At 59.6% G+C, this 24,241-nt stretch carries 18 protein-coding genes; 3 read left to right on the forward strand and 15 right to left on the reverse strand.

What is annotated here, in order from left to right; genetic code table 11:
• The first annotated feature begins 61 nt into the window (after positions 1-61).
• Together JN756_RS31935 and pbpC are read left to right on the forward strand one after the other, a co-directional pair.
• Positions 62-5,863 (forward strand): MG2 domain-containing protein, encoded by a 5,802-nt coding sequence (locus tag JN756_RS31935; RefSeq protein WP_201021669.1) that lies wholly within the window; start codon positions 62-64, stop codon positions 5,861-5,863.
• Positions 5,844-8,141, forward strand: coding sequence for a penicillin-binding protein 1C (gene pbpC, locus JN756_RS31940; RefSeq protein WP_201021670.1), 2,298 nt, complete (start codon positions 5,844-5,846; stop codon positions 8,139-8,141). The genes JN756_RS31935 and pbpC overlap by 20 nt, the downstream gene beginning before the upstream one ends.
• Before the next feature lie 21 nt (positions 8,142-8,162).
• Here the strand turns inward: pbpC and JN756_RS31945 are convergent, their stop codons facing one another.
• The 3 genes from JN756_RS31945 to arsQ all read right to left on the reverse strand — a co-directional run bounded on the left by JN756_RS31945 (position 8,163) and on the right by arsQ (position 10,636).
• On the reverse strand, positions 8,163-8,528 hold the full coding sequence (locus JN756_RS31945) for an avidin-fold protein (protein ID WP_046381587.1): 366 nt from the start codon (positions 8,526-8,528) through the stop codon (positions 8,163-8,165).
• Between the two features lie 265 nt (positions 8,529-8,793).
• A complete protein-coding gene (locus tag JN756_RS31950; RefSeq protein ID WP_201022334.1) occupies positions 8,794-9,339 on the reverse strand; it encodes an arsinothricin resistance N-acetyltransferase ArsN1 family B in 546 nt (181 codons plus the stop codon).
• Between the two features lie 91 nt (positions 9,340-9,430).
• Positions 9,431-10,636, reverse strand: a complete 1,206-nt coding sequence (gene arsQ / locus JN756_RS31955; protein WP_201021671.1) for an arsinothricin export permease ArsQ — start codon at positions 10,634-10,636, stop codon at positions 9,431-9,433.
• Positions 10,637-10,832: 196 nt separating this feature from the next.
• Here arsQ and JN756_RS31960 point away from each other — a divergent pair, with 196 nt between their 5' ends.
• Positions 10,833-11,330 carry a MarR family winged helix-turn-helix transcriptional regulator gene (locus tag JN756_RS31960; RefSeq protein ID WP_046381585.1) on the forward strand — a complete coding sequence of 166 codons (498 nt, stop codon included), beginning with the start codon at positions 10,833-10,835 and terminating at the stop codon, positions 11,328-11,330.
• A gap of 298 nt (positions 11,331-11,628) precedes the next feature.
• Here JN756_RS31960 and JN756_RS31965 read toward each other — a convergent pair whose 3' ends face one another.
• The 12 genes from JN756_RS31965 to atpE form a co-directional block, all read right to left on the reverse strand.
• The gene (locus JN756_RS31965) at positions 11,629-13,491 is read right to left on the reverse strand and encodes a DUF3857 domain-containing transglutaminase family protein (RefSeq protein WP_046381584.1); all 1,863 of its coding nucleotides are present in this window, start codon (positions 13,489-13,491) and stop codon (positions 11,629-11,631) included.
• A 55-nt stretch (positions 13,492-13,546) separates the two neighbouring features.
• Positions 13,547-13,975 carry a PDDEXK family nuclease gene (locus JN756_RS31970; protein WP_231589855.1) on the reverse strand — a complete coding sequence of 143 codons (429 nt, stop codon included), beginning with the start codon at positions 13,973-13,975 and terminating at the stop codon, positions 13,547-13,549.
• A gap of 212 nt (positions 13,976-14,187) precedes the next feature.
• A complete protein-coding gene (gene glmS, locus JN756_RS31975; protein ID WP_057004918.1) occupies positions 14,188-16,020 on the reverse strand; it encodes a glutamine--fructose-6-phosphate transaminase (isomerizing) in 1,833 nt (610 codons plus the stop codon).
• A gap of 10 nt (positions 16,021-16,030) precedes the next feature.
• Complete coding sequence (locus JN756_RS31980) at positions 16,031-16,798, reverse strand: DeoR/GlpR family DNA-binding transcription regulator (RefSeq protein ID WP_026140274.1); 768 nt, start codon at positions 16,796-16,798, stop codon at positions 16,031-16,033.
• Positions 16,799-17,028: 230 nt separating this feature from the next.
• Complete coding sequence (gene glmU / locus JN756_RS31985) at positions 17,029-18,396, reverse strand: bifunctional UDP-N-acetylglucosamine diphosphorylase/glucosamine-1-phosphate N-acetyltransferase GlmU (RefSeq protein WP_046381582.1); 1,368 nt, start codon at positions 18,394-18,396, stop codon at positions 17,029-17,031.
• Positions 18,397-18,511: 115 nt separating this feature from the next.
• Positions 18,512-18,937, reverse strand: coding sequence for a F0F1 ATP synthase subunit epsilon (locus JN756_RS31990; RefSeq protein ID WP_046381581.1), 426 nt, complete (start codon positions 18,935-18,937; stop codon positions 18,512-18,514).
• A 44-nt stretch (positions 18,938-18,981) separates the two neighbouring features.
• Positions 18,982-20,361, reverse strand: coding sequence for a F0F1 ATP synthase subunit beta (atpD, locus tag JN756_RS31995; protein ID WP_010565871.1), 1,380 nt, complete (start codon positions 20,359-20,361; stop codon positions 18,982-18,984).
• 27 nt (positions 20,362-20,388) lie between these two features.
• Positions 20,389-21,249: a F0F1 ATP synthase subunit gamma gene (gene atpG, locus JN756_RS32000; protein ID WP_017848932.1), complete on the reverse strand. Its 861-nt coding sequence runs from the start codon at positions 21,247-21,249 to the stop codon at positions 20,389-20,391.
• Between the two features lie 50 nt (positions 21,250-21,299).
• Positions 21,300-22,844, reverse strand: coding sequence for a F0F1 ATP synthase subunit alpha (gene atpA / locus JN756_RS32005; RefSeq protein ID WP_017848933.1), 1,545 nt, complete (start codon positions 22,842-22,844; stop codon positions 21,300-21,302).
• 21 nt (positions 22,845-22,865) lie between these two features.
• Positions 22,866-23,402 (reverse strand): F0F1 ATP synthase subunit delta, encoded by a 537-nt coding sequence (locus tag JN756_RS32010; RefSeq protein ID WP_017848934.1) that lies wholly within the window; start codon positions 23,400-23,402, stop codon positions 22,866-22,868.
• Between the two features lie 12 nt (positions 23,403-23,414).
• Positions 23,415-23,885, reverse strand: coding sequence for a F0F1 ATP synthase subunit B (locus JN756_RS32015; protein WP_015886647.1), 471 nt, complete (start codon positions 23,883-23,885; stop codon positions 23,415-23,417).
• A 57-nt stretch (positions 23,886-23,942) separates the two neighbouring features.
• The gene (gene atpE, locus JN756_RS32020) at positions 23,943-24,200 is read right to left on the reverse strand and encodes a F0F1 ATP synthase subunit C (protein WP_002555987.1); all 258 of its coding nucleotides are present in this window, start codon (positions 24,198-24,200) and stop codon (positions 23,943-23,945) included.
• Between the last annotated feature and the right edge of the window lie 41 nt (positions 24,201-24,241).

Consider the following 24,241-nt stretch of genomic DNA (forward strand, 5'->3'; position numbering starts at 1 on the left):
CCTCATCTTTTGTCGCAAAGACGCGTGTAAGATACGCCGCACTTAGCCAGGGATGCTCACCATGTTCGACACGTTAAAAACGATCTTTCGCCGTTTGTTCGGTGCGTTAATAACTGTGGTGGGTGCCCTGTTCGGCCAATGGCAGCCGCCGTTCTGGCTACGCGCCATCGGCCGGGGCGTGCTGAACCTGGGCAGCAAGGCCCGCGCTTACCCGCGCCGGGCCGGGGGCGGAGTGTTGGGCCTGGTGCTGCTGGCCGCCGCCGGGTTCTACGGCTGGCAGTGGTACTCCAACCTGCCGCAGCCGCACACCGTGGGTTATTCGCTGCACAAACCCAACCTGACCGACTACACCCAGCAACCCGCGGTTGTGGATAACTTGCAGGTGCGTTTTGCCGAGTCCGTCGCGCCCCTGGCGGCGATCGGCAAGCCGGTCACCGCCGGCATTACCCTTAAACCCGCTGTAGCCGGGGCCTGGCGCTGGTCTGATGACCGCACATTGCTGTTCACGCCGGAAAAAGACTGGCCCATCGACACCCATTACACCTTCGATCTGGCGAAGAAAAACCTGCTCGCCGACGGCGTGTTGCTCAGCCAGTACAGCGGCCAGTTCTCCACTCAACCGTTCCGCGCCAGCCTTTCGCAGAACGAGTTGTATCAGGACCCGTCCAACCCGACGCTGAAACAACTGGTGGCGACTTTCCGTTTTTCCCACCCGGTCGACGAGGAAAGCCTACGCAAGCGGGTTTCGATCATTCTCGGCAAAGGCCTCGCCTACCGCGACGCCCAGTTACCCAATCGCCCGGAAATCAGCTTCGACGAGACCAAGCTCAACGCCTATGTACGCTCCGCCGCCCTGGCCACCCCGCTGGAAAGCACGCCCGTCAGCGCCAAGCTCGACGAAGGCATCAAGGCCCGGGACGGCGGCAACGCCAGCAACGCGCCATTGGTGGCCGAAGTCACCGTGCCCGGTCGCTATCGCCTGACGTTTACCGCTGCCGAAGTGAGCTTTGTCGACAACGAACGCGGCGAACCCGAGCCGGTGTTGATGTTCAGCAGTTCCAGCGCCGTAGCCGATGACACCATCGCCGGTAAGGTCCAGGCCTGGTTGCTACCGGAAAAAGCCGAGGACGACACGCGCCCCTATAACAGCAACGACATCGATGATGCCCTGCTGGCCCGCAGCACCAAGGTCAACCTGACCCACGTGCCCAGCGTCGAACCGCTCAACACCCTGCACGCATTCAAGTTCAAGGCCCCGGCCGGTCGTGCGCTGTATGTGCGCGTGCCCGCCAACCTGGAAGCCATCGGCGGCTACCTGGCGAAAAACCCCACAGCGTCGCTGATCAGCATGCCGGCCTACCCGCGCACGTTGCAGTTCCTCTCCGACGGCGCCTTGCTCAGCCTCACCGGCGAAAAACGCCTGGGTTTCATGGCCCGTGGCGTGCCCGGTGCCCATGTGGAAATCGCTCGCCTGCTGCCCAACCAGTTGCAGCATTTGGTGGACCAGAGCAGCGGCAGCTTTGCACGGCCGAACTTCGGTAATGAGTACTTCGATCGCATGGTCGAGCGTCAGTCGCTGGATATTCCGCTGTCGTCCAACGACCCGGCGAAAACCGTCTACGACAACGTCGACCTCAGCCATTACCTGACCGCCAACGGCGGCCGACGCGGTATTTTCGTACTCAAGCTCAGCCCACAGGATGACCCGGCCGAACGCACATTCGACTACTCCCGCAGCAGCACCAGCGACCTGCGCTTTATCGTGGTGACAGACCTCGGGATCATCGCCAAGCGCTCCAGCGACGGCAGCCATGACGTGTATGTGCAGTCCATCGGCAACGGTTCGCCGGTGGCCGACGCGCAAGTCGACATCATCGGCCGTAACGGTCTGCCGGTCGCCAGCGGCCACACTGACGCCGAAGGCCACGCGCATTTCGCCAAACTCGATGAACTGCGCCGTGAGAAAACGCCGCTGATGTATGTGGTCAGTCGCGGTAATGACCAATCCTTCCTGCCGATTGCCCGTCAGTCCCAGCAGTTGGATCTGTCGCGCTTCGACGTAGGTGGTTTGCAAGAAGACGGTGCGATCGACCGCCTCAGCGCCTACCTGTTCACCGACCGTGGCCTGTACCGGCCCGGCGAAACCGCGCACCTGGGCATGATCGTGCGCAGCGGCAACTGGAAAGGCGCCCTGCAAGGCTTGCCGGTGGAGCTGCAAATCACCGACCCTCGCGGCCTGGAAGTGATTCGCCAGCCGCTGAAGCTGTCCGCCAGCGGTTTTGAAACCTTTGATTTCCCCAGCAGCGAAGTGGCCCCGGCCGGGGATTACACCGCGACCTTGCAACTGATCGGCGCGAAACAGACCCGCACCGACCTGGGCAGTGTCAGCTTCAAGGTCCGCGACTTCGAGCCGGACCGTATGAAAGTCAGCCTGAGCCTGCACGACACGCCAGTGCCGGGCTGGATTCCACCGGAGCAGGTGGTGGCCAAAGTCAGCGCAATGCACCTGTTCGGCGCCCCGGCGGCCGGCCGTCGCGTGACCGCGAAGATGTCCCTGAGCCCGACGCTCGCGGCGTTCGAGCGTTACCCCGATTACCGCTTCCGCCTCAACGATGCGCTGGAAGAGGCCAGCACCGAAGACCTGGCCGAGACCACCGTCGATGACAGCGGCCAGGCCGTGCTCGACCTCAACCTGCAACGCTTCGCGAACAGCACTTACCGCCTGCAGGTAATGACTCAGGTGTTCGAGGCCGAAGGCGGGCGCAATGTGGCGGCGCAAAGTGCGTTGCTGGTGTCGTCTGCGCCCTACCTGGTGGGTGTGAAAAGTCAGGACTCGCTGTCGTATGTCGCCAAGGACGCCCCGCGCCAGGTGCAATGGTTGGCCGTCGCGCCGGATCTCACGCCGCTGGCGGTGGACGGGCTGACCAGCGAAGTGGTCGAGCACCGCTACGTCTCGGTGCTGGTGAAGCAGTCCAACGGCACCTACAAATACGAATCGCGGATCAAGAACATCAGCCAGCCCGCCTCGCCGCTGGTGATGACCAAGGACGGCGCCAAGCAAACCCTGAACACCGCCACCCCTGGCGATTTCACCCTGCAACTCAAGGACGCCAACGGCAAGCTGCTGAACCAGATCGACTACAGCGTGGCCGGGCGCGGCAACACCTCGCGCTCCCTGGAGCGCAACGCCGAGCTGCAACTGCGCCTGGATAAACGCAGTTACGCAACGGGGGATGAGATTGCCATCAGTGTCCGCGCGCCGTACACCGGGGCGGGCCTGATCACCATCGAGCGTGACAAGGTCTACACCCAGCAGTGGTTCAAGGCCGACAGCACCAACAGTGTGCAGCATATCCGCGTGCCCGCAGGGCTTGAGGGCAATGCCTACGTCAACGTGCAGTTTGTGCGCGACATCGGTTCGTCCGAGGTCTACATGAGCCCGCTGTCCTACGGCGTGGTGCCGTTCAGCATCAACCTGGATGCGCGGCGCATGCCATTGAAGGTTGACGGCCCGGCGCAGATCGAACCGGGGCAGACTCTGGATATCAAGGTCAACGCCGACCGCCCGGGCCGTGCGGTGGTGTATGCGGTGGACGAAGGCATCCTGCAGGTGGCGCGCTACCAGACGCCGGACCCGCTGGGCTTCTTCTTCCAGAAACGTGCGCTGGAAGTCGGTACCAGTCAGATTCTTGACCTGATCCTGCCGGAATTCAGCCGCCTGCTCAGTGGGGCCGCGCCCGGTGGCGATACCGAAGGCGCGTTGGCCAATCACCTCAACCCGTTCAAGCGTAAACACCAGCCGCCTGTGGCCTGGTGGTCCGGGCTGGTGGACTTGCCAGCCGGTGAAAGCGTGCTGCATTACCAGGTGCCGGACAGTTTCAACGGCAAGCTGCACCTGTTCGCGGTGGCGGTGGATGCCGACAGCGTGGGCGTCAGCGAGGCCACTACCGAGGTGCGCGGGCCGCTCGTGATCACGCCAAACGTACCGGCTTTCGTCGCGCCGGGGGATGTGTTCAACGTGAGCGCCGGGGTGTTCAGCAACCTCGACGCAGCGGCGGATGTGAAGTTTGAAGTGCAGACCAGCAACGGCCTCAACGTGCAGGGCGACAAAGGCAGCACCTTGTCGCTGCAACCGCGCAAGGAAGGCACCGCCGAGTTCAAGATCAAAGTCGGCGACACCCTCGGCTCGGCAGATCTGCGCTTTATCGCCGTGTTGCCGAATGGCAAGCGCATTCAGGTGGCAGAAACCACCTCGATCCGCCCTCTGAGCGAACACCGCGTGGCCCTGAGCCTGGGCCGTTTCGACAGCGCCAGCAAAGAGCTCAAGCCCACCCGCGAACTGTTCAGCCAACTGCGCGACGTGCAACTGGGTGTGGCGGCGTCGCCACTGGTGTGGGCCAACGGTCTCAAGCATTACCTGGATGACTACGGCTACGCCTGCACCGAACAGTTGGTGTCCAAAGCCATGCCGGCGTTGATCTGGGGTGGCAACGCGCCCGAGGCCGAACAGGCCTTCGCCAGCGCGGTGCGGATGTTGCGCCAGCGCCAGAACCAGGCCGGCGGTTTCGGTTTGTGGGCGGCCAACCCGGATGTAGCGCCATATGCCAGCCTGTACGCCACCGACTTCCTGATCGAAGCCAAGGAACGCGGGCTGCCGGTGCCGGAAGACCTGCTGGTACGGGCCAATACCTATCTGACAGACCTGGCCAACGGCCCCAGCGAAGGCCTGTCGGAATTGCGCAACCGTGCCTACGCCAGTTACCTGCTGAGCCGTCAGGGGATTCTGGTGAGCGGCGCCTTGAGCGATATCCGTGAGCGCTACGAGCGCTACTTCAAGGACACCTGGCAGAACGACCTGGGCGCCGCCTACCTGGCCGCCAGCTACAAGCTGCTCAAGCAGGATCGCCAGGCGGATACGCTGTTCCGTAAGATTCCATGGCGTTCGCTTGTGGATAAGTGGAACAGCGACGGTCTGTATTACGACCCGTTGGTGCATGACGCCGAACACCTGCACTTGCTGGCACGGCATTTCCCCGAGCTGCTGGACGAGGTGCCGGCGGCGCTGCTGGATAAACTCGGCAAGCGCCTTAACGAGCAACGTTACAACTCGCTGTCGGCGGCGCTGTTACTGCGCGCCCTGGATAACTACGGCCAGCGCGCACAAAGCGACATGACCCTCAAGGCCAGCGCGTGGTTGGGCGACAAACAGCAACAATTGCTGGAGATGGCCGGCCAACCGCCGCGCGCCGCAGTGCCGAGCGCCACGCAAAAATTGCTGATGGAAAAATCCGACGGCCCGGCAGCGTTCTACATGCTCAGCGAAGCCGGCTTTGATAAAGGTGCCAAGCTCAAGCCGATCACCAACGGCCTGGAGATTATCCACGAGTACCTCGACCTCAACGGTGAGCCGGTGAGCAAGGTCGCGGTGGGCGATGAGTTCCTGGTGCGCCTGCGCCTGAGGGCGACCGACCGCGATCAAGTGCAGCAAGTGGCGGTGGTCGACCTGCTGCCCGGTGGCGTCGAGCCTGTGTATAACTTGCCGCCGGAGCCGGAAGCCGCCAGCACCGATGACAGTGAAGGCGAGGAAGCGGAATACGTAGAAGACAGCGAAACGCCTGACGCCTGGCAAGCGCCGATCGGCGAAACCGAGCTGAGCAACTGGCAGCCAGACTACGTGGACGTGCGCGATGATCGGGTGGTGTTGTACGGCACCGCACTGCGTGACGTAGGCACTTTCGTGTACCGCGTGCGCGCCACCAACGCCGGTACCTTCAATACGCCACCGGCCTACGCCGAAGGCATGTACGAAACCACCCTGCAAGGGCGCGGCAAAGTAGGCCAGCTTGAAATTACCAAGCCTTAAACGCCTGACGCCGCTGCTGGCAGCGGCGGTACTGCTGGCGGGGCTGCGGCTGTGGCCACATGCTCCGCTGGAACAGGCGGTGACATCCTCAAGGGTGGTGCTGGCCGATGACGGCTCGCTGTTGCGCATGACCTTGGCGGATGACGGGCAATACCGCTTATGGCTACCGCTGGAGAGGTTTTCTCCGTCATTGATCGAGGCCTTGCTGCTCAAGGAAGACCGTAATTTCTACTGGCACCCGGGGATCAATCCCCCGGCGTTGCTGCGTGCGGCCATGGCCACTTACAGCGGCGGCCAGCGCCAGGGCGGCTCGACGTTGAGCATGCAACTGGCGCGGCGCTTGTGGGATCTGAACACCCGCCAGGTGCCGGGCAAGCTGCAACAGATGGCCTTGGCCTTGTGGCTGGAAGCGCGTTACAGCAAGCACGACATCCTTGAGGCCTACCTGAACCTGGCGCCCATGGGCGGCAATATCGAAGGCGCCGAGGCGGCGAGTCGCATTTACTTCGGCAAGGCGGCGGCGCAGTTGTCATTGTCCGAAGCGCTGGCACTGGCGGTGATCCCCCAGCAGCCGGGGCGACGCGCGCGCTTCGGGCCCTCGTTGCAAAACGCGCGACAGCGCTTGATGAACGACTGGCGCGCAACTTATCCACAGGACCCGCGCAACGACAGCCTGCTGGACGTGCCCCTGGAAGCGCGCAACCGCCAGCAGATCGCGTTTCTGGCGCCGCACTTGAGCGAACAGTTGCTCGCGTCCCAGCCCCGCAACGAGCTGAACAGCACCCTCAACCTGCCCTTGCAACAATTGCTCGAACGCTTGATCAGCGGCTTTATCGCCGAGCGGCGCGGCACGGGGGTGGAAAACGCCACGGCGATCCTGATCGACAGCCGCGACCAGAGCGTCAAGGCACTGGTGGGCTCGGCGGATTACTTATCCACAGGCATCCATGGCCAGGTCAATGGCGTGCTGGCGCGGCGTTCGCCGGGGTCGACGCTCAAACCGTTCCTCTATGGATTAGCGCTGGACCAGGGGGTGATCCACCCCATGAGCATCCTCAAGGATTTACCCAGTAACTTCGGCTACTTCCAACCGGAGAATTTCGACGGCAGTTTTGTCGGGCCACTGACGGCGCGCGATGCGTTGATCCGTAGCCGCAATATCCCCGCCGTGTGGCTCGCCAGCCAGGTGAAATCGCCTTCGTTATACGGCTTGTTGCAACGCGCCGGCATCAAGGGCCTGCGCGGTGAAAGCCATTACGGCCTGGCCCTGGCCCTCGGCGGCGGCGAGATGACGCCCGAAGAGCTGGCGCGGCTGTACCTGATGCTGGCCGGCGACGGGCACCTGCGGCCGTTGCGCTATTTACAGGAACAGCCCCAGGCCAGCGGCCCCGCGCTGCTGACGCCTCAAGCCGCCTTCATGGTGCGCGACATGCTGCGCCGCAACCCGCGCCCGGATGGCCTGCCCGGCCGGCACTGGCGCACCGCCTGGAAAACCGGCACCTCCTGGGGCTTCCACGACGCATGGAGTGCCGGGCTGGTCGGCCCCTACGTGCTGGTGGTGTGGGTCGGTAACTTCGATGGGCGACCGAACCCGGCGTTCATCGGCGCCAAAACCGCCGCGCCGCTGTTCTTCCGCATCGCCGACGCCCTGCCCCTGGCCTTGCCCAACGTGCAGATCAAACCCGACAAGCCGCCGCCCGGGCTGATCCGTATCGACGTCTGCGCGGCCTCCGGCGAATTGCCCAACCGCTGGTGCCCGCAAACCCGCAAAACCTGGTACATCCCCGGCATCTCGCCGATTCGCGTGTCCAACCTGCACCGCCCGGTGCTGATTGACACCCGCACCGGCAAAGCCGCCTGCCCGCCGTTCGACCCGCAGTACACCCGCGAAGAAGTCTTCGAGTTCTGGCCCAGCGACGTACAACGCCTGTACCGCGCCGCCGGCCTGGCGCGACGCACGCCGCCCACGGTGATGAAAAACTGCCAGCCCAACCGCATCGGCGACCAGAGCGAAGCCCCGCAGATCCGTTCGCCGCTGACCCAGGTGAGCTATCAATTGCGCCTGTCCCAACCGCAGGAAAGCATTGCGCTGAATGCCAACGCGGCCAGCGACGCGACGACGTTGTACTGGTTTGCCGACCAGACCCTGATCGGCCAAGGCCCGCCGCAATCCACGCTGAATTGGCGACCGGGCAAGTCGGGGGAGTACCGATTGCGGGTCAGTGACGATCAGGGCCGCAGTGCGAGCCGGGCGCTGCGGGTGGAGTTTGTGCCGTGAGCGGGCGAACGCGCCTGACCGCTAGGCGCTGATCTCCACGTAACTCGACTCCCCACCGCCCGTCGCGCCCGACAACCATCCCCAAACGAAGCTCAAGGTGGTACGCCCGGCCTGATCCACACCCACCGTGCCACGCGACCAGCCGGCCAGCAGCTCGCCCTCAAGCGTCAGGCATTGATACAGCAACTCGATGGTATCGGCGCCTGTCACACGCCCGACCTGCGTGCCCACGCGGATTCGACCGCCTTGGTAAGAGCCGGAGATGGCCTCCCCTTCGACAAGGTAATGAAACACCGTGCCGGCACCGGATAGCCCGTGGGCATTGTTCGCGACCGTAAAGCGACGATTGTTCAAACGTGCGTGGATTGGGCAGAAGGGAGTGTCCATGAATGTCGCGTCCTTTTGTAGGGGGCTTCCGTTCCGGGTCGAGCCTGGAGACCCGGCGGTGGATCTAGAGAATTAAAACGCTCGCAATCTACGTGGTTGTTTGCTGGGAACCAATACGCCCGTCTTCAGCTTGTCAGATGCGAATGATCTGGTGAATCACCTGATCCACAACCATGAAGGCTTCAGCATTCTCGATCAGCTCCTGGAGGCTGCAGACACCAATGTCGAAGCTGACGCAGTAGCATCTGGCAGCCCTCTTGCTGCTCTACTCTCCCTTTACGTCACTGAACGGGATGATTTCTATTGGCGGTGTCACTGCGCAAAGTGGTTTGCGCCAATAACCAACGCTATGCCATTGACCGTGCTTGTACCCAACCTCAGGGTACGTGCCGATATGGGTAAAACCGAGCGCTTCATGGATACCAATGCTCCCCGCGTTGGGTAAGGCAATGCCCGCGTAGGCCGTATGAAACCCCTGTTTCTCGAGGAGCGGTAGAAGCCGCTGATAAAGCGCACGACCAACCCCTTTTCGGTGTACGGCAGGGTCGACATAGACGGTGACATCTACCGACCAGCGATAGGCTTCTCTAGCGCGATGCTGGCTTGCATAAGCGTATCCAACGACATCGCCATTCATCTCGGCTACCAGATAGGGATACATCGGCAGTGTTGCGGCGATCCGCTCTGCCATTTCATCGACAGTTGGTGGCGTCCGCTCAAACGAGATGGCTGTGTTCAAAACCATCGGCGCATAGATAGCCTGAATGGCAGAGGCATCAGCGGGTGTAGCGACCCTCACGTTGTAATTCATGGCGACCAAGTACTCCATTCTCTTTCTCTTTGAGTTCAGGCACGACGATTCGGTGGCTCGAGATCGCCGTTGGTTTTGTAGGCGTTCGAAGTTAAGGCGATATCAGCAGAAGAACCGCCAGACCGATCAATGCTTGTAGAACTGAACCGGCGGTCATCAAACGCATATACCTGCCGGTGCTGTATTCGGGAAAGGCGTCCGATTTGACCAGCCAGTAATAGCTGTCGTTAGGGAGAATGGCGACGAACGATCCCAGACAGACGGCGAATGTGACGCTCATCAAGTCCACCGCGCCAGACGCAAGGATTGGAGAGAGAACAGGAGGGATGGCGGCAAAGGTCGCAAGGGAAGAGCCATTCAGTGTTTTGAATACCGCAGCCAGCAGGAACACCCCCACCAAAATATGCGTGGTGCTGCCCGACGCGCTGAATGCGTGCTGAATCAGTTCCTTGGGAAGCACCAAACCGAGGGCTTGGCCCAAAGCAGACGCACAACCGATGGTGAACAATAACGGGCTGGTTCTACGCATCGCTTTGGACAGCAGATCTTGAACCTCACCAGGTTTGCAGCTAAGCGCAATCAACAACGATGTGGCGACCAGCGCACCGGCGGGAGTAGTGAAGAACTCGATGATGGAGTGCTGGTTCTTTGGAATGGCGTAGCCGGTGATCAGGAGCAGGAAAAATACAGCCAGAGGCAGGATCACCTTGATAACCGAGTCGTGAGGCACGGTGGGATCAGTCGAATCGTTGGGTGATGAACAATCTGTGCGGGTCGTCCAGTACGTCCAGACCGTCCCGACAACCCAGGTGACGACTGTCAGCAGCAACCCTAGATACAGAAACTTTGGGTCATGCGTGTTGGCCCCTAACCCAATCCCAATGATCAGCGGGCCCGCGGGCATTAACAGCTTGAATCCCGAGTAGCATCCGATTGCAATGAACTTGCGGTGTTGCCCGGCAATGGGAGCAAGAGACGCATAGGCTGTATCGGGACAAACCATGCCAGCACCCAGCAAGGGTGACAGAGAGATGCCGAATTTTCCGAAGGACGCACTTCCTTGCGTCGAGATCCAGCCGGCAATGAAAAACGCGCTCAGGATGACGATGGCGAAATAGCCAAGGTTGTTTGCGAATCCTTTGCTCAGCGATTGGAACACGTCACTGCTGTTGGTGCCGGCAAGAAGAGGGATCAGAATCGCACCCAGCAACATCGCGACAGGGAGAGGAATGGAGACACGGCTCCCCAGGTTCCGTAACCGAGAGCGTGTTTTCGTCCTAAGCGCTTCTACTAACATCCATGTACCTCCCCGCGTTACCGGAACCGCCTCTGAAAGGTCTGCAAGTTGTGCCTGCACTTCACAATCGCAAAATACGTTGCGACCCGCAACTAATATAATTGAACAATTTCGCAGGCGCTTATGCCCAGAAAAATGTGTCGCTGCGCCTGCTAAGGTGGTATTAGCGTTTTCCCGGAATTGCGAGCCGAGTGCTATGCCAAACATTGATCAGATCGACCAGGATGCCGAACAGCTTTACGAAGCCCTGAGTCACTTGGTTAGGGTCTACCAGTTTCGTGACAGAGATCGCAGCTGCTGCGAAGGCCTGTCCGTCACTCAATGCTATGCGCTTGAGCATGTGATAAAGGCTGGGCCGGTTCGCGTTCAATCGTTGGCCAGTGAGCTTTTTCTCGACAAGAGCAACGCGAGCCGGTTAGTCGATTCGCTTGCAAAACAGGGGCTGGTTTGCCGCGTACCAGATGCCACTGACGGCCGCGCGCTGGCGATCACCGTGACGCCCGAAGGCGTGACGCTTTATGAAAGTATTCGATCGGATTTAGTCGCAGAGGCTCGCAATCTCGCATCTGACTTATCGAAAGAAGCCCGTGAGGGTGCAATCCAAATGCTACGTCGCTTCGCTAACGCCACCGAACAACGGTGCGGTCTCAAAGACTTCAGTGCTGACGAGGCTCTGCCCCGCAAATGCTGCTGAGGCTGTTGGCGCTGATGCCGAGTTGACCCAGTTGCCGAGATTTCACTGACCCAGTCTGACTCCTCGTGAATCATTGTCTGTGCTCGATTGTTGCAGTTTTAGAGATGGGACAGTCTTGCGTCGGCAATTGGGTCAATCCGGGGTCAGCATCAACACCCTGATTGATCTGTGTCTCGGCTACACATTACTGGAAGACCTCAACCTCAATGTTTCACTACAGAACATGACGGACCGTTAGAACCCGGTTCGTCATGCCCTTCGCGTGATGGCACACCTGCCGATCACGCGAGCATCGGGGTTACATCGTCTGCACAATGATCTGGCTTTTCAGGTCATTGACCATGCCTTCAATCGTCGGCTTCATCGCCGCGAACTCCTCGGGCGTGCACAACACGTTCGGCTTGGAGAATGCATAGTGTCGCGTGATCAGGACCGTATTGGCTTTCTTCACATAGGTTGAGCGGTAGTCGAAGCCGTTTTGTTTCATCGTGACCGCCTTGGGGAGTGCCAGAATTTTCACGTTGCCGGGAAACGCCAGTCGCGCCTCCTCAGAGATTTCACCCGACATACAGGTAGAGGTTTGCGTGCGCTCGTTTTCGGCAATGAACGAAAACACGTTCTGGGCGATGCCGCCGGCCAGGCTGGAGAGGGTACGAACTCCGGTAGGGCCGGGCAGGCTCACCAGATTTTTGGTATGGCCGCTCATCGTCGACGTGAAAGTATTGGCGTTGCCTTCCATTGAATCGTTTTCGATTACACCACTGCCGGATTGCCCGTACATACTCAAAATCTGTTGCACCAACTGATCGCGGTCGGCTGGCTGCATGGCCTTGAATATGAAGCGACTGAATTCCGCCCCCCAACCTTGCGCAGTGGATGCATGGGTAAAATCGGCAGCGCCTTTGCCGTCGATCTTGAAAGACAGCGTTGTGTTCACGTTGCTTTGCTGATGGTATGGGGTATGGCCGCGTTCACCGCTCTGGGTCTGCAGCACCGGCTTGCCCAATTCCTGAATGGGCAAATAACCCGCCGCGATAGGCGTGGCAGTCGAGTCCAGATATAGGTCGAGGCTGGGCACGTAGGTAATCACGTGGTTGAGCAGGCCCAGAGTCGGCACCTTCGGCAGTACGTAGGCATTACCGAGGTTGATCAGCGCGGGCGAGCTTTCGATGGCGGCAGCCTTGAGCAAGGCTTCTAGCAAGACGACATGGTCTTTGCAGTCGCCGTAGCGATTATCCAGCACCGCCTGTGCGGCATGCGGCACTACGCCGCCCGCTCCAACGTAAACGGCCACGTAACGGATATTCTTGCGCACCCAATCGCTCAACGCCAGGGCTTTGGCGCGCGGGGTATCGAGGTTGGCAGTGAGCTCACTTGCCAGTTGCGTGATGGCTGGAGTCACGTCTACCTTTGCCCTAGCGGCGTAGGCTTGAGCAAATTGTTTGTAGTCGGTGAAGGTGGAAACGGCTAGCAATTGTCCGTAATCGGTGTAAGCCACGGAGCCTTCTTCCACGCGTTTTTTTTCACTAGCTTGCAAGTCCCAACGGTAGACGGTCCGCCCGTTAGCGGTGGTGGGGACGGATGCTTTGAACCCCCGGAAGTCGGCGTACAACTTCATCTCGGCGGGCATGTCGTAGGTGAAACTCACCTGCTCGTTGCGATAGAAGTCCGGTGAAAACAGGTCTTCGAACTGCCCAGGGAACAACGGCGTGTTGCGATAACGCTGATAGTGCATAACTATGCGATCACCCACCTGCAGCTCGGGGAATATCACCACCTTGACCCGTGAGTCTTGGAACATTGGCGCTTCAGTGGAGGCCTGCTCCTGCTGCTCCTTGATCCGGTCTGCGGCTACGACGACTTTGCGTCCATCCGGTTTCAAGGTGTAGGCGTCAACGATATCCAAGGTTTCCAGCGTGCGGTTGTAGCTTACTGAGTGCTGGGCGTTGGTTTTGATCGCGCGCTCTTCTTTGATCAACGAAACCAGCTCGACATCCAGTACGAAACTGCCGTCGGCATTCACTGCGTACGACCGGATGTTTTTTTCGTGAATCAGAGAAAGGTCGGTGTAATCGGCGCGGGCCTGCGTCATGAACAGCAGGCCGATGATCACAACCAGTGCACCGTACAGGCGCGTCGAGGGGTGCATAAAGCTTTGCATAGAGATCCTTCTGAGCGATGAGGCGCGCCGTCTTCAAGGCGGTACGCGCTTCTGGTTAAACCGCTAAATGCGAAGCGTTATTATATAGAACCGATAATGAGCTAGCTGATTTTTTGTTGTGAATTGCCCCGGATTCTCTAGACACCTTGCAATAAACGGGATAACGAATACTCAAAGCATGGGCAATTGACTGGAGGGTTGGTACCGGCAGGAGAGGAAATTGCTCACGTATATCCAGCACCTCTGGGGAAAACTCGGCTACGAGCAAATACCCGTATTCAAGATCTGACAGCAGATGATGAAGCCTATCAACTTTTACTCCGTGGACCTTACGTGAGCGGCCCTGAGATGGAACGTCCTGCACGCGCAGCCATGGCACATACAGCTCCTGACTTCCTTGCCCAAAGCCTTTTTCGATATGCCGATCAATATCGGACTGCATCTTCCACGCAAGCCAACCTCCCATGCCTTCTGCAGCCTCCACATATCCTCAAAATGGAATGTGTACAAAAAAGTCCTAGGAAATTATCTGCCCTGTGAATAAGTCTAATCACTGGTACCAGACTAAACCTTCAGCAGGATCACAATCCAAAATAGGGTATGTGGTGGAGACACATAAAAAAGAAAAGCCCCTGAGATCAGGGGCTTTTGGCAGTGATTGTCTGAAACCAGACGGGCCTTCCGGCGCCAGCCGTATTACTCCACCGTCACCGACTTCGCCAGGTTGCGCGGCTGGTCAACGTCGGTGCCCTTGAGCACGGCGACGTAGTACGACAGCAATTGCAGCGGGATGGTGTAGAGGATCGGCGACAGGGTGTCGTGGATGTGCGGCATGTTGATGACGTGGGTGCCTTCGCCATTGACCATGCCGGCTTTCTCGTCGGCGAAGACGATCAGTTGGCCGCCGCGGGCGCGCACTTCCTGCAGGTTGGACTTGAGCTTCTCCAGCAGTTCGTTGTTCGGCGCGACGGTGACCACCGGCATGTCGTCATCCACCAGGGCCAATGGGCCGTGTTTCAGTTCGCCGGCCGGGTAGGCTTCGGCGTGGATGTACGAAATTTCCTTGAGCTTCAGGGAGCCTTCCATCGCCACCGGGTATTGCGCGCCACGGCCGAGGAATAGGGTGTGGTTCTTGTCGGCGAACAGCTCGGCGACTTTTTCTACGGTGCTGTCCATCGCCAGCGCTTCGCCGAGGCGGGTCGGCAGGCGGCGCAGTTCTTCCACCAGGGTGGCTTCGACGCCGGGGGCCAGGGTGCCGCGCACTTGGCCCAGGGACAGGGTCAGCAGCAGCAAGCCGACCAGTTGGGTGGTGAAGGCTTTGGTGGAGGCCACGCCGATTTCGCGACCGGCCTGGGTCAGCAGGGTCAGGTCGGACTCACGGACCAGGGAGCTGATGCTGACGTTGCAGATCGCCAGGCTGGCGAGGAAGCCCAGCTCTTTGGCGTTACGCAGGGCAGCCAGGGTGTCGGCGGTTTCGCCGGACTGCGAGATGGTCACGAACAGGCTGTCGGGCTGCACCACCACCTTGCGGTAGCGGAATTCGCTGGCGACTTCGACCTGGCACGGGATGCCGGCCAGTTCTTCCAGCCAGTAACGCGCAACCATCCCGGCGTGGTAGCTGGTGCCGCAGGCCACGATCTGGACATTGCGCACCTTGGCGAACAGCTCGGCGGCTTGCGGGCCGAAGGCGTTGACCAGCACTTGCTTGTCGCCAAGGCGACCTTCCAGGGTGCGTTGCACCACGGCCGGTTGCTCGTGGATTTCCTTGAGCATGAAGTGGCGGAACGCGCCCTTGTCGGCCGCTTCGGCGCCGTCGCGGTATTGCACGGCTTCGCGCTCGACGGAATTGCCGTTTACGTCCCAGATCGCCACGCTGTCACGGCGGATGTCGGCAATATCGCCTTCTTCCAGGTACATGAAGCGGTCGGTGACCTGGCGCAGGGCCAGTTGGTCGGAGGCGAGGAAGTTTTCCCCCAGGCCCAGGCCGATCACCAGCGGGCTGCCACTGCGTGCGGCAACCACGCGGTCGGGTTGGCTCGCGCAGATCACGGCCAGGCCGTAGGCGCCGTGCAGTTCCTTGACCGTGGCCTTGAGGGCGGCGGTCAGGTCGTTGTGGTCCTTGAGCTTGTGGTTGAGCAGGTGGGCGATGACTTCGGTGTCGGTGTCCGAGGTGAACACGTAACCCAGGCTCTTCAACTGTTCACGCAGCGCTTCGTGGTTTTCGATGATGCCGTTGTGTACCACGGCCACGTCGCCAGAGAAGTGCGGGTGGGCGTTACGTTCGCACGGCGCACCGTGGGTGGCCCAACGGGTGTGGGCGATGCCCAGGCGACCGACCAGCGGTTCGCCGGCCAGGGCCTGGTCCAACTCGCTGACCTTGCCCGGACGACGCAGGCGCTCCAGCTTGCCGGCGTTGGTGAAGACCGCCACACCGGCGCTGTCATAGCCGCGGTATTCCAGGCGTTTGAGGCCTTCGATCAGGATGGGGGTGATGTTACGTTCAGCGACTGCGCCAACAATGCCACACATGGTGTTTCTCCTAGATGATTGCCGCGCATATCAGCGTAATGCCGCGGGCTTGGATCTGGTCGCGGGCCTCATGCGGCAGGCGATCATCGGTGATCAGGGTATGGACGCTGCTCCAGGGCAGTTCCAGGTTGGGAATCTTGCGGCCGATCTTGTCGGACTCGACCATCACCACCACTTCACGGGCAACCTCGGCCATCACGCGGCTCAGGCCCAGCAGCTCGTTGAACGTGGTGGTGCCGCGCTGCAGATCGATGCCGTCGGCGCCGATGAACAGTTGATCAAAGTCGTAGGAACGCAGCACCTGCTCGGCGACCTGGCCCTGGAACGAGTCCGAATGCGGGTCCCAGGTGCCGCCGGTCATCAACAGCACCGGCTCGTGTTCCAGCTCGCTCAAGGCGCGGGCCACGTGCAGGGAGTTGGTCATCACCACCAGGCCGGGCTGGTGGCCCAGTTCGGGGATCATGGCGGCGGTGGTGCTGCCGCTGTCGATGATGATGCGTGCGTGTTCGCGCAGGCGCATCACGGCGGCACGTGCGATGGCGCGCTTGTAGACCGAGATCGGCTGGGCAGGGTCGCCGACGAGCTCCTGGGGCATGGTGATCGCGCCACCGTAACGGCGTAGCAGCAGGCCGTTGCTTTCGAGGGCGGCCAGGTCCTTGCGGATGGTGACTTCCGAGGTTTCGAAACGCTTGGCCAATTCATCCACGCTGACTTCGCCCAGTTGATTGAGCAAGGTCAGGATGTTGTGGCGTCGTTGGGGTGTATTTCGTTTCGACATGGTGACTTTATGTTTCGTTTCGAAAGATAACGAAGGCAATAAAAACCTATTGGCGAAAGATCGTCAAGCAGCATGCCGCAAATTTTTGAAACTGGCGAAGGGCTAATGTGGGAGGGGGCTTGCCCCCGATAGCAGTGTGTCAGTCATTAAGTGCTTTGACTGGACCGTCGCCATCGGGGGCAAGCCCCCTCCCACATTGGCTATTTGTTGCTGATAAGACTGTGGATAACTCAGCTCTTTTTGATTTTCACCGGGCGTTTCCAACCGTCGATGTTGCGCTGACGGGCGCGGGCCACGGCAAGCTGGGACTTATCCACATCCTGATTGATGGTTGAACCCGCTGCGGTGTTTGAGCCATCACCGATGGTTACAGGTGCAACCAGCGAGTTATTGGAGCCGATGAATACGTCTTCACCAATCGTCGTCTGATACTTGTTGGCACCATCGTAATTGCAGGTGATGGTGCCAGCGCCGACGTTGGTCCGCGCGCCGATCACCGCATCGCCCAGGTACGTCAGGTGGCCGGCCTTGGCGCCTTCGCCCAGATGGGCGTTTTTCAATTCGACAAAGTTACCCACATGGGCCTTGGCTTCCAACACGCTGCCGGGACGCAGGCGCGCAAATGGGCCGGCATCGCTGCCCTCGCCCATCACCGCACCGTCGAGATGGCTGTTGGCCTTGATCTCCACGCCCTTGCGCAGGGTGCTGTCCTTGATCACGCAGTTCGGCCCGATCACCACGTCGTCTTCGATGATCACACGACCTTCAAGAATCACGTTGATGTCGATCAGCACATCCCGGCCCACGGTGACTTCACCGCGCACATCGAAGCGCGCCGGGTCGCGCAGGGTCACGCCCTGGGCCATCAGGCGGCGGCCTTCGCGCAGTTGGTAGTGACGCTCCAGTTCGGCGAGTTGCTTGCGGTCGTTGGCGCCCTGCACTTCCATCGGGTCGTGGGGCTGTTCGGTGGCGACCAGCAAGCCATCGTTGACGGCCATTTCGATCACGTCGGTCAGGTAGTACTCGCCCTGGGCGTTGTTGTTGGACAAACGGCTCATCCAGTCCGCCAGGCGATTGGCCGGCACTGCGAGAATCCCGGTGTTGCCTTCGGTGATGGCGCGTTGGGCGTCGCTGGCGTCCTTGTGCTCGACGATAGCGGCGACCTTGCCGTCGGCGTTGCGCACGATGCGGCCGTAGCCGGTAGGGTCATCCAGTTCGACGGTGAGCAGGCCCATCTGGCCGGGCACGACGTGCTTGAGCAGGCGCTGCAGGGTTTCCACTTCGATCAGGGGCACGTCGCCGTAGAGGATCAGCACCGTGTCGGCTTTGATGAACGGCACGGCTTGGGCGGTAGCGTGGCCGGTGCCCAGTTGCTTGTCTTGCAATACGAAATTCAGGTCATCCGCAGCCAGGCGTTCACGCACCACATCGGCACCGTGGCCGATGACGACGTGGATGCGTTGCGGGGCCAGTTGCCGGGCGCTGTGGATAACATGGCCAAGCATGGAGTTACCGGCCACCGGGTGCAGCACTTTGGGCAAGGCCGACCGCATGCGGGTGCCCTGGCCAGCGGCGAGAATGACGATTTCTAGAGACATGAATGGCTACCAATCCTGGGCGGTCCGGCTTCAGACCAGAGAAGTGTTTTGCAAAAAAAGAAAAAGGGTAGCCGAGGCTACCCTTTTTAATCAATCACGCATGAGGCGTAACGGCTTAGCCGCCAAACTTCTTGCGGATCTGCTGGACGGTACGCAGCTGAGCTGCGGCCTCGGCCAGACGAGCGGCAGCAGAACCGTAGTCGAAATCTGCGCCTCTTTCGTTCAGGGCCTTCTCAGCAGCCTTGACGGCAGCCTGAGCGGAGGCTTCATCCAGGTCAGCAGCACGTTGCACGGTGTCGGCAAGTACCGTGACCATGTTCGGCTGAACCTCGAGGAAACCACCGGAGATGTAAAACACCTCCCGTTCCCCGCCTTGCTTGGTCAGAGTGATCGGACCTGGCTTCAAACCGGTGATCAATGGCGCGTGGCCCATGGCAATACCCAGGTCACCGAGTTCGCCGTGTGCAATCACCATTTCTACCAGACCGGAGAAGATTTGCCCTTCCGCGCTGACGATATCGCAATGGACTGTCATAGCCATCTGATTGCCTCAACCTGATGAGCGCCCGTTGCCGGGCGCCGGGATTACAGTTTCTTGGCTTTCTCGATCGCTTCTTCGATGCCGCCGACCATGTAGAACGCTTGTTCTGGCAGGTGGTCGTAGTCACCGTTGAGGATGCCTTTGAAGCCAGCAATGGTGTCTTTCAGGGAAACGTATTTACCCGAGGCACCGGTGAAGACTTCAGCCACGAAGAACGGCTGCGACAAGAAGCGCTGGATCTTACGAGCGCGGGATACCAACTGCTTGTCGGTTTCCGACAGCTCGTCCATACCCAGGATCGCAATGATGTCCTTCAGTTCTTTGTAACGCTGCAGCACGTACTGAACGCCGCGAGCGGTGTCGTAGTGCTCCTGGCCGATCACGTTCGGGTCCAGCTGGCGCGAAGTCGAGTCGAGTGGATCGACCGCTGGGTAGATACCCAGGGAAGCGATGTCACGGGACAGAACGACGGTGGCGTCCAAGTGGGCGAAGGTGGTCGCTGGCGACGGGTCGGTCAAGTCATCCGCAGGTACGTATACCGCTTGGATCGAAGTGATCGAACCTTCCTTGGTCGAAGTGATACGTTCTTGCAGAACGCCCATCTCTTCAGCCAGGGTCGGCTGGTAACCTACTGCCGAAGGCATACGGCCCAGCAGTGCGGATACTTCAGTACCGGCCAGGGTGTAACGATAGATGTTGTCGACGAACAGCAGAACGTCGTTACCTTCGTCACGGAACTTCTCGGCCATGGTCAGGCCGGTCAGTGCTACGCGCAGACGGTTTCCCGGCGGCTCGTTCATCTGACCGTAAACCAGTGCCACTTTGTCCAGAACGTTGGAGTCCTTCATCTCGTGGTAGAAGTCGTTACCCTCACGAGTACGCTCACCCACACCGGCGAACACGGAATAACCGCTGTGCTCGATGGCGATGTTACGGATCAGTTCCATCATGTTTACGGTCTTGCCTACACCGGCACCACCGAACAGACCGACTTTACCGCCCTTGGCGAACGGGCAAACCAGGTCGATAACCTTGATGCCGGTTTCCAGCAGGTCGTTGCCGCCAGCTTGTTCCGCGAACGAAGGTGCTGGACGGTGAATGCCCCAGCGCTCTTCGGTGTCGATCGGGCCAGCTTCGTCAATCGGGTTACCCAAAACGTCCATGATCCGGCCCAGGGTCGCTTTACCGACCGGTACGGAGATGGCAGCGCCAGTGTCCAGAACACCCAGACCGCGCTTCAAGCCCTCGGTGGAACCCATTGCAATGGTACGAACCACGCCGTCGCCCAGCTGCTGCTGAACTTCCAGAGTGGTGCCTGCATCGCTTTGTACTTTCAAAGCGTTGTAGATGCTCGGTACGCTGTCGCGTGGAAATTCCACGTCGATAACGGCGCCGATGATTTGAACGATACGTCCGCTACTCATAGCTGGATCCTCTGAATATTTGAACCGTTAAACCGCGGCAGCGCCGCCGACGATTTCCGAGATCTCTTGGGTGATCGCAGCCTGACGCGCCTTGTTGTAGATCAGCTGCAAATCGCTGATCAGATCACCGGCGTTATCGGTAGCGTTTTTCATCGCGATCATCCGCGCCGCTTGTTCAGCTGCGTTGTTCTCGACCACCGCCTGGTACACCTGCGACTCCACGTAGCGCACCATCAAGCCGTCAAGCAGCTCTTTGGCGTCTGGTTCGTAGAGGTAGTCCCAGTGGTGCTTGAGTTCCTGATCCGGAGTCGCCACCAGTGGAATCAATTGCTCCACGGTAGGCTGCTGGGTCATGGTGTTGATGAACTTGTTGGATACCACGGACAGGCGGTCAATCCGGCCTTCCAGGTACGCATCCAGCATCACCTTCACACTGCCGATCAAATCATTGATCGACGGCTCTTCACCCAGGTGGCTGATAGCTGCAACGACGTTACCGCCGAAGTTGCGGAAAAAGGCCGCACCCTTGCTACCAACTACACACAGATCGATCTCGACGCCGTTTTCGCGGTTTACCGCCATGTCCTTGACCAGGGCCTTGAACAGGTTGGTATTCAAACCACCGCACAAACCACGGTCACTGCTCACTACCACATAACCCACACGCTTAACTTCGCGGTCGATCATGAACGGGTGGCGGTATTCCGGGTTGGCGTTGGCCAAATGCCCAATTACCTGGCGGATACGCTCCGCATAAGGACGGCTAGCCGACATACGCATTTGTGCCTTGCGCATTTTGCTGACCGCCACTTTTTCCATGGCGCTGGTAATTTTTTGCGTGCTTTTGATGCTCGCAATCTTACTGCGAATCTCTTTTGCGCCTGCCATGTAACACCTATCAGGTTAGCAAGCGGGAGCCTTGCGGCTCCCGCTGCGGCTTACCAGGTTTGGGTGGCCTTGAACTTCTCGATACCGGCTTTCATGCCAGCGTCGATATCGTCATTGAAGTCACCCTTCACGTTGATCTTCGCCATCAATTCGGCGTGATCGCGGTTGAAGTAAGCAATCAGCGCTTGTTCAAAGCTGCCGACCTTGGCGATTTCAACGTCGGTCAGGAACCCACGCTCAGCGGCATACAGCGACAACGCCATGTCAGCGATCGACATCGGGGCGTATTGCTTCTGCTTCATCAGCTCGGTAACGCGCTGACCATGCTCAAGTTGCTTACGGGTCGCTTCGTCCAGGTCAGAAGCGAACTGGGCGAATGCCGCCAGTTCACGGTACTGAGCCAGAGCGGTACGGATACCACCGGAGAGCTTCTTGATGATCTTGGTCTGAGCGGCACCACCCACACGGGATACCGAAACACCGGCGTTCACTGCAGGGCGGATGCCCGAGTTGAACATGGCCGATTCCAGGAAGATCTGACCGTCGGTGATGGAAATCACGTTGGTCGGAACGAACGCGGAAACGTCGCCAGCCTGGGTTTCGATGATCGGCAGTGCGGTCAGGGAACCGGTTTTGCCGGTCACTGCGCCGTTGGTGAACTTCTCTACGTATTCTTCCGAAACGCGGGATGCGCGCTCCAGCAGACGGGAGTGGAGATAGAACACGTCGCCTGGGTAGGCTTCACGGCCTGGTGGACGGCGCAGCAGCAGGGAAATCTGGCGGTAAGCCACTGCTTGCTTGGACAGATCGTCATAAACGATCAGCGCGTCTTCACCGCGGTCACGGAAGAATTCACCCATGGTGCAACCGGAGTACGGTGCCAGGAATTGCAGCGCAGGAGATTCCGAAGCACTGGCAGCCACGATGATCGTGTTGGCCAGGGCGCCGTTTTCTTCCAGCTTGCGAACCACGTTGGCGATGGTCGATTGTTTCTGACCGATGGCTACGTAGACGCAGAAAATGCCGCTGTTCTTCTGGTTGATGATCGCGTCGATCGCCAGAGCGGTTTTACCGATCTGACGGTCACCGATGATCAGCTCACGCTGGCCACGGCCGACTGGGATCATGGCATCGACAGCCTTGTAGCCAGTCTGTACAGGCTGGTCTACCGACTTACGCCAGATCACGCCTGGAGCAACTTTCTCGACCGCATCGGTCTCGGTGTTGTTCAGCGGACCTTTGCCGTCAACTGGGTTACCCAGTGCGTCGACTACGCGACCCAGCAGTTCCTTACCAACCGGAACCTCCAGGATGCGGCCGGTGCACTTGGCGCTCATGCCTTCAGCCAGACTGGTGTACGCGCCCAATACAACGGCACCTACGGAGTCTTGCTCCAGGTTGAGGGCCATACCGTAGACGCCGCCCGGAAACTCGATCATCTCGCCGTACATGACGTCGGCCAGACCGTGAATCCGCACGATGCCGTCAGATACGCTGACGACAGTGCCTTCGTTACGGGCTTGGGAGGTCACATCGAGTTTGTCGATGCGGCCCTTGATAATTTCACTTATTTCGGAAGGATTGAGTTGCTGCATTGCTCTGCTGCCCCTTCAAACTCAAGATTTCAATGCTTCGGCAAGGCTCGCGAGTTTGCCGCGAACCGAGCCATCGATAACCAGGTCGCCGGCGCGAATGACAATGCCCCCAATGAGGGATTTGTCTTCCGCAACTTGCAGGCGCACTTCCCGGTCGAGTCGTGCACTGAGAACCTTGGCGAGTTTGTCTTGCTGTTCTTGGTTCAATGCAAAAGCACTGGTCACTTCAACGTCTACCGACTTCTCTTGCTCGGCCTTGAACAGGTCGAACAGAGCGGCAATCTCCGGCAGAAGCGGGAGACGGTCGTTTTCGGCAACGACGTGAATGAAGTTCTGCACTTTCACATCGAACTTGTCGCCGCACACGTCAATAAACGTGGCGGCCTTGTCTGCGCTCGTCAGGCGCGGGGCCTTGAGCACGCGCTGCATGGTGTCGTCTTGCGACACTGCTGCAGCCAGGCCGAGCATGGCTGACCAAGAGGCCAGCTGCTGGTGGGCCTGGGCGTGCTCGAAGGCTGCCTTAGCGTAAGGTCGGGCCAACGTGGTCAGTTCTGCCATGATCGCCCTCGCTTAAATTTCAGCAGCCAGTTTATTAACCAGCTCCGCGTGCGCGTTTTGATCGATTGTGGCACCGAGGATCTTCTCGGCACCGCCGACCGCCAGCGCACCCAGTTGGGCACGCAGCGCGTCTTTGACGCCGTTCAGTTCCTGTTCGATCTCGGCATGAGCCGAAGCCTTCACACGATCAGCTTCGACGCGGGCTTTTTCAACAGCCTCTTCGACGATCTGGTTGCCGCGCTTCTTGGCTTGCTCAATGATTTCAGCTGCCTGTGCTTTAGCATCGCGCAGTTGATGACCCACTTTCTCTTGGGCCAACTCCAGGTCGCGAGCTGCACGGCTGGCAGCGTCCAAACCATCCGCGATCTTCTTCTGACGTTCGTGCAAAGCCGCGATGACCGGAGGCCACACGAACTTCATGCAAAACACTACAAAAATGAAGAACGCAACGGATTGGCCAATCAGGGTTGCATTAATGTTCACGCCAACACCTCGCTCATTCGTTGTCCATCACCCCAATCAACTCGAAAATTCGAGTGATTAGCCAGCGAGTTGACCAACGAAGGGGTTCGCGAAGGTGAAGAACAGAGCGATACCAACGCCGATCATGGTCACGGCGTCGAGCAGGCCGGCGACGATGAACATTTTAACTTGCAGCATTGGAACCATTTCTGGCTGACGCGCTGCGCCTTCCAGGAATTTGCCGCCAAGCAGGCCGAAACCAATGGCAGTACCCAGGGCGCCCAGGCCGATCAACAGTGCAACAGCGATAGCGGTTAGACCAACTACAGTTTCCATCTTTCCTCCCGACTTTTACGTCGTATGGTTTAGGTTTTTTA

It is taken from the genome of Pseudomonas sp. Y39-6 (genome assembly GCF_023651955.1).
Classification (GTDB): domain Bacteria; phylum Pseudomonadota; class Gammaproteobacteria; order Pseudomonadales; family Pseudomonadaceae; genus Aquipseudomonas; species Aquipseudomonas veronii.

Bases quoted from the DNA above. Each gene is read 5' to 3' on its own strand.
- JN756_RS31935 (WP_201021669.1), top strand. From the start codon at position 62: ATGTTCGACACGTTAAAAACGATCTTTCGCCGTTTGTTCGGTGCGTTA.
- JN756_RS31960 (WP_046381585.1), top strand. From the start codon at position 10,833: ATGCCAAACATTGATCAGATCGACCAGGATGCCGAACAGCTTTACGAA.
- atpD (WP_010565871.1), bottom strand. From the start codon at position 20,361: ATGAGTAGCGGACGTATCGTTCAAATCATCGGCGCCGTTATCGACGTG.
- glmS (WP_057004918.1), bottom strand. From the start codon at position 16,020: ATGTGTGGCATTGTTGGCGCAGTCGCTGAACGTAACATCACCCCCATC.
- JN756_RS31990 (WP_046381581.1), bottom strand. From the start codon at position 18,937: ATGGCTATGACAGTCCATTGCGATATCGTCAGCGCGGAAGGGCAAATC.
- atpE (WP_002555987.1), bottom strand. From the start codon at position 24,200: ATGGAAACTGTAGTTGGTCTAACCGCTATCGCTGTTGCACTGTTGATC.
- JN756_RS31945 (WP_046381587.1), bottom strand. From the start codon at position 8,528: ATGGACACTCCCTTCTGCCCAATCCACGCACGTTTGAACAATCGTCGC.
- JN756_RS31980 (WP_026140274.1), bottom strand. From the start codon at position 16,798: ATGTCGAAACGAAATACACCCCAACGACGCCACAACATCCTGACCTTG.
- JN756_RS31950 (WP_201022334.1), bottom strand. From the start codon at position 9,339: ATGAATTACAACGTGAGGGTCGCTACACCCGCTGATGCCTCTGCCATT.
- JN756_RS32010 (WP_017848934.1), bottom strand. From the start codon at position 23,402: ATGGCAGAACTGACCACGTTGGCCCGACCTTACGCTAAGGCAGCCTTC.
- arsQ (WP_201021671.1), bottom strand. From the start codon at position 10,636: ATGTTAGTAGAAGCGCTTAGGACGAAAACACGCTCTCGGTTACGGAAC.
- atpG (WP_017848932.1), bottom strand. From the start codon at position 21,249: ATGGCAGGCGCAAAAGAGATTCGCAGTAAGATTGCGAGCATCAAAAGC.
- glmU (WP_046381582.1), bottom strand. From the start codon at position 18,396: ATGTCTCTAGAAATCGTCATTCTCGCCGCTGGCCAGGGCACCCGCATG.
- JN756_RS31965 (WP_046381584.1), bottom strand. From the start codon at position 13,491: ATGCAAAGCTTTATGCACCCCTCGACGCGCCTGTACGGTGCACTGGTT.
- atpA (WP_017848933.1), bottom strand. From the start codon at position 22,844: ATGCAGCAACTCAATCCTTCCGAAATAAGTGAAATTATCAAGGGCCGC.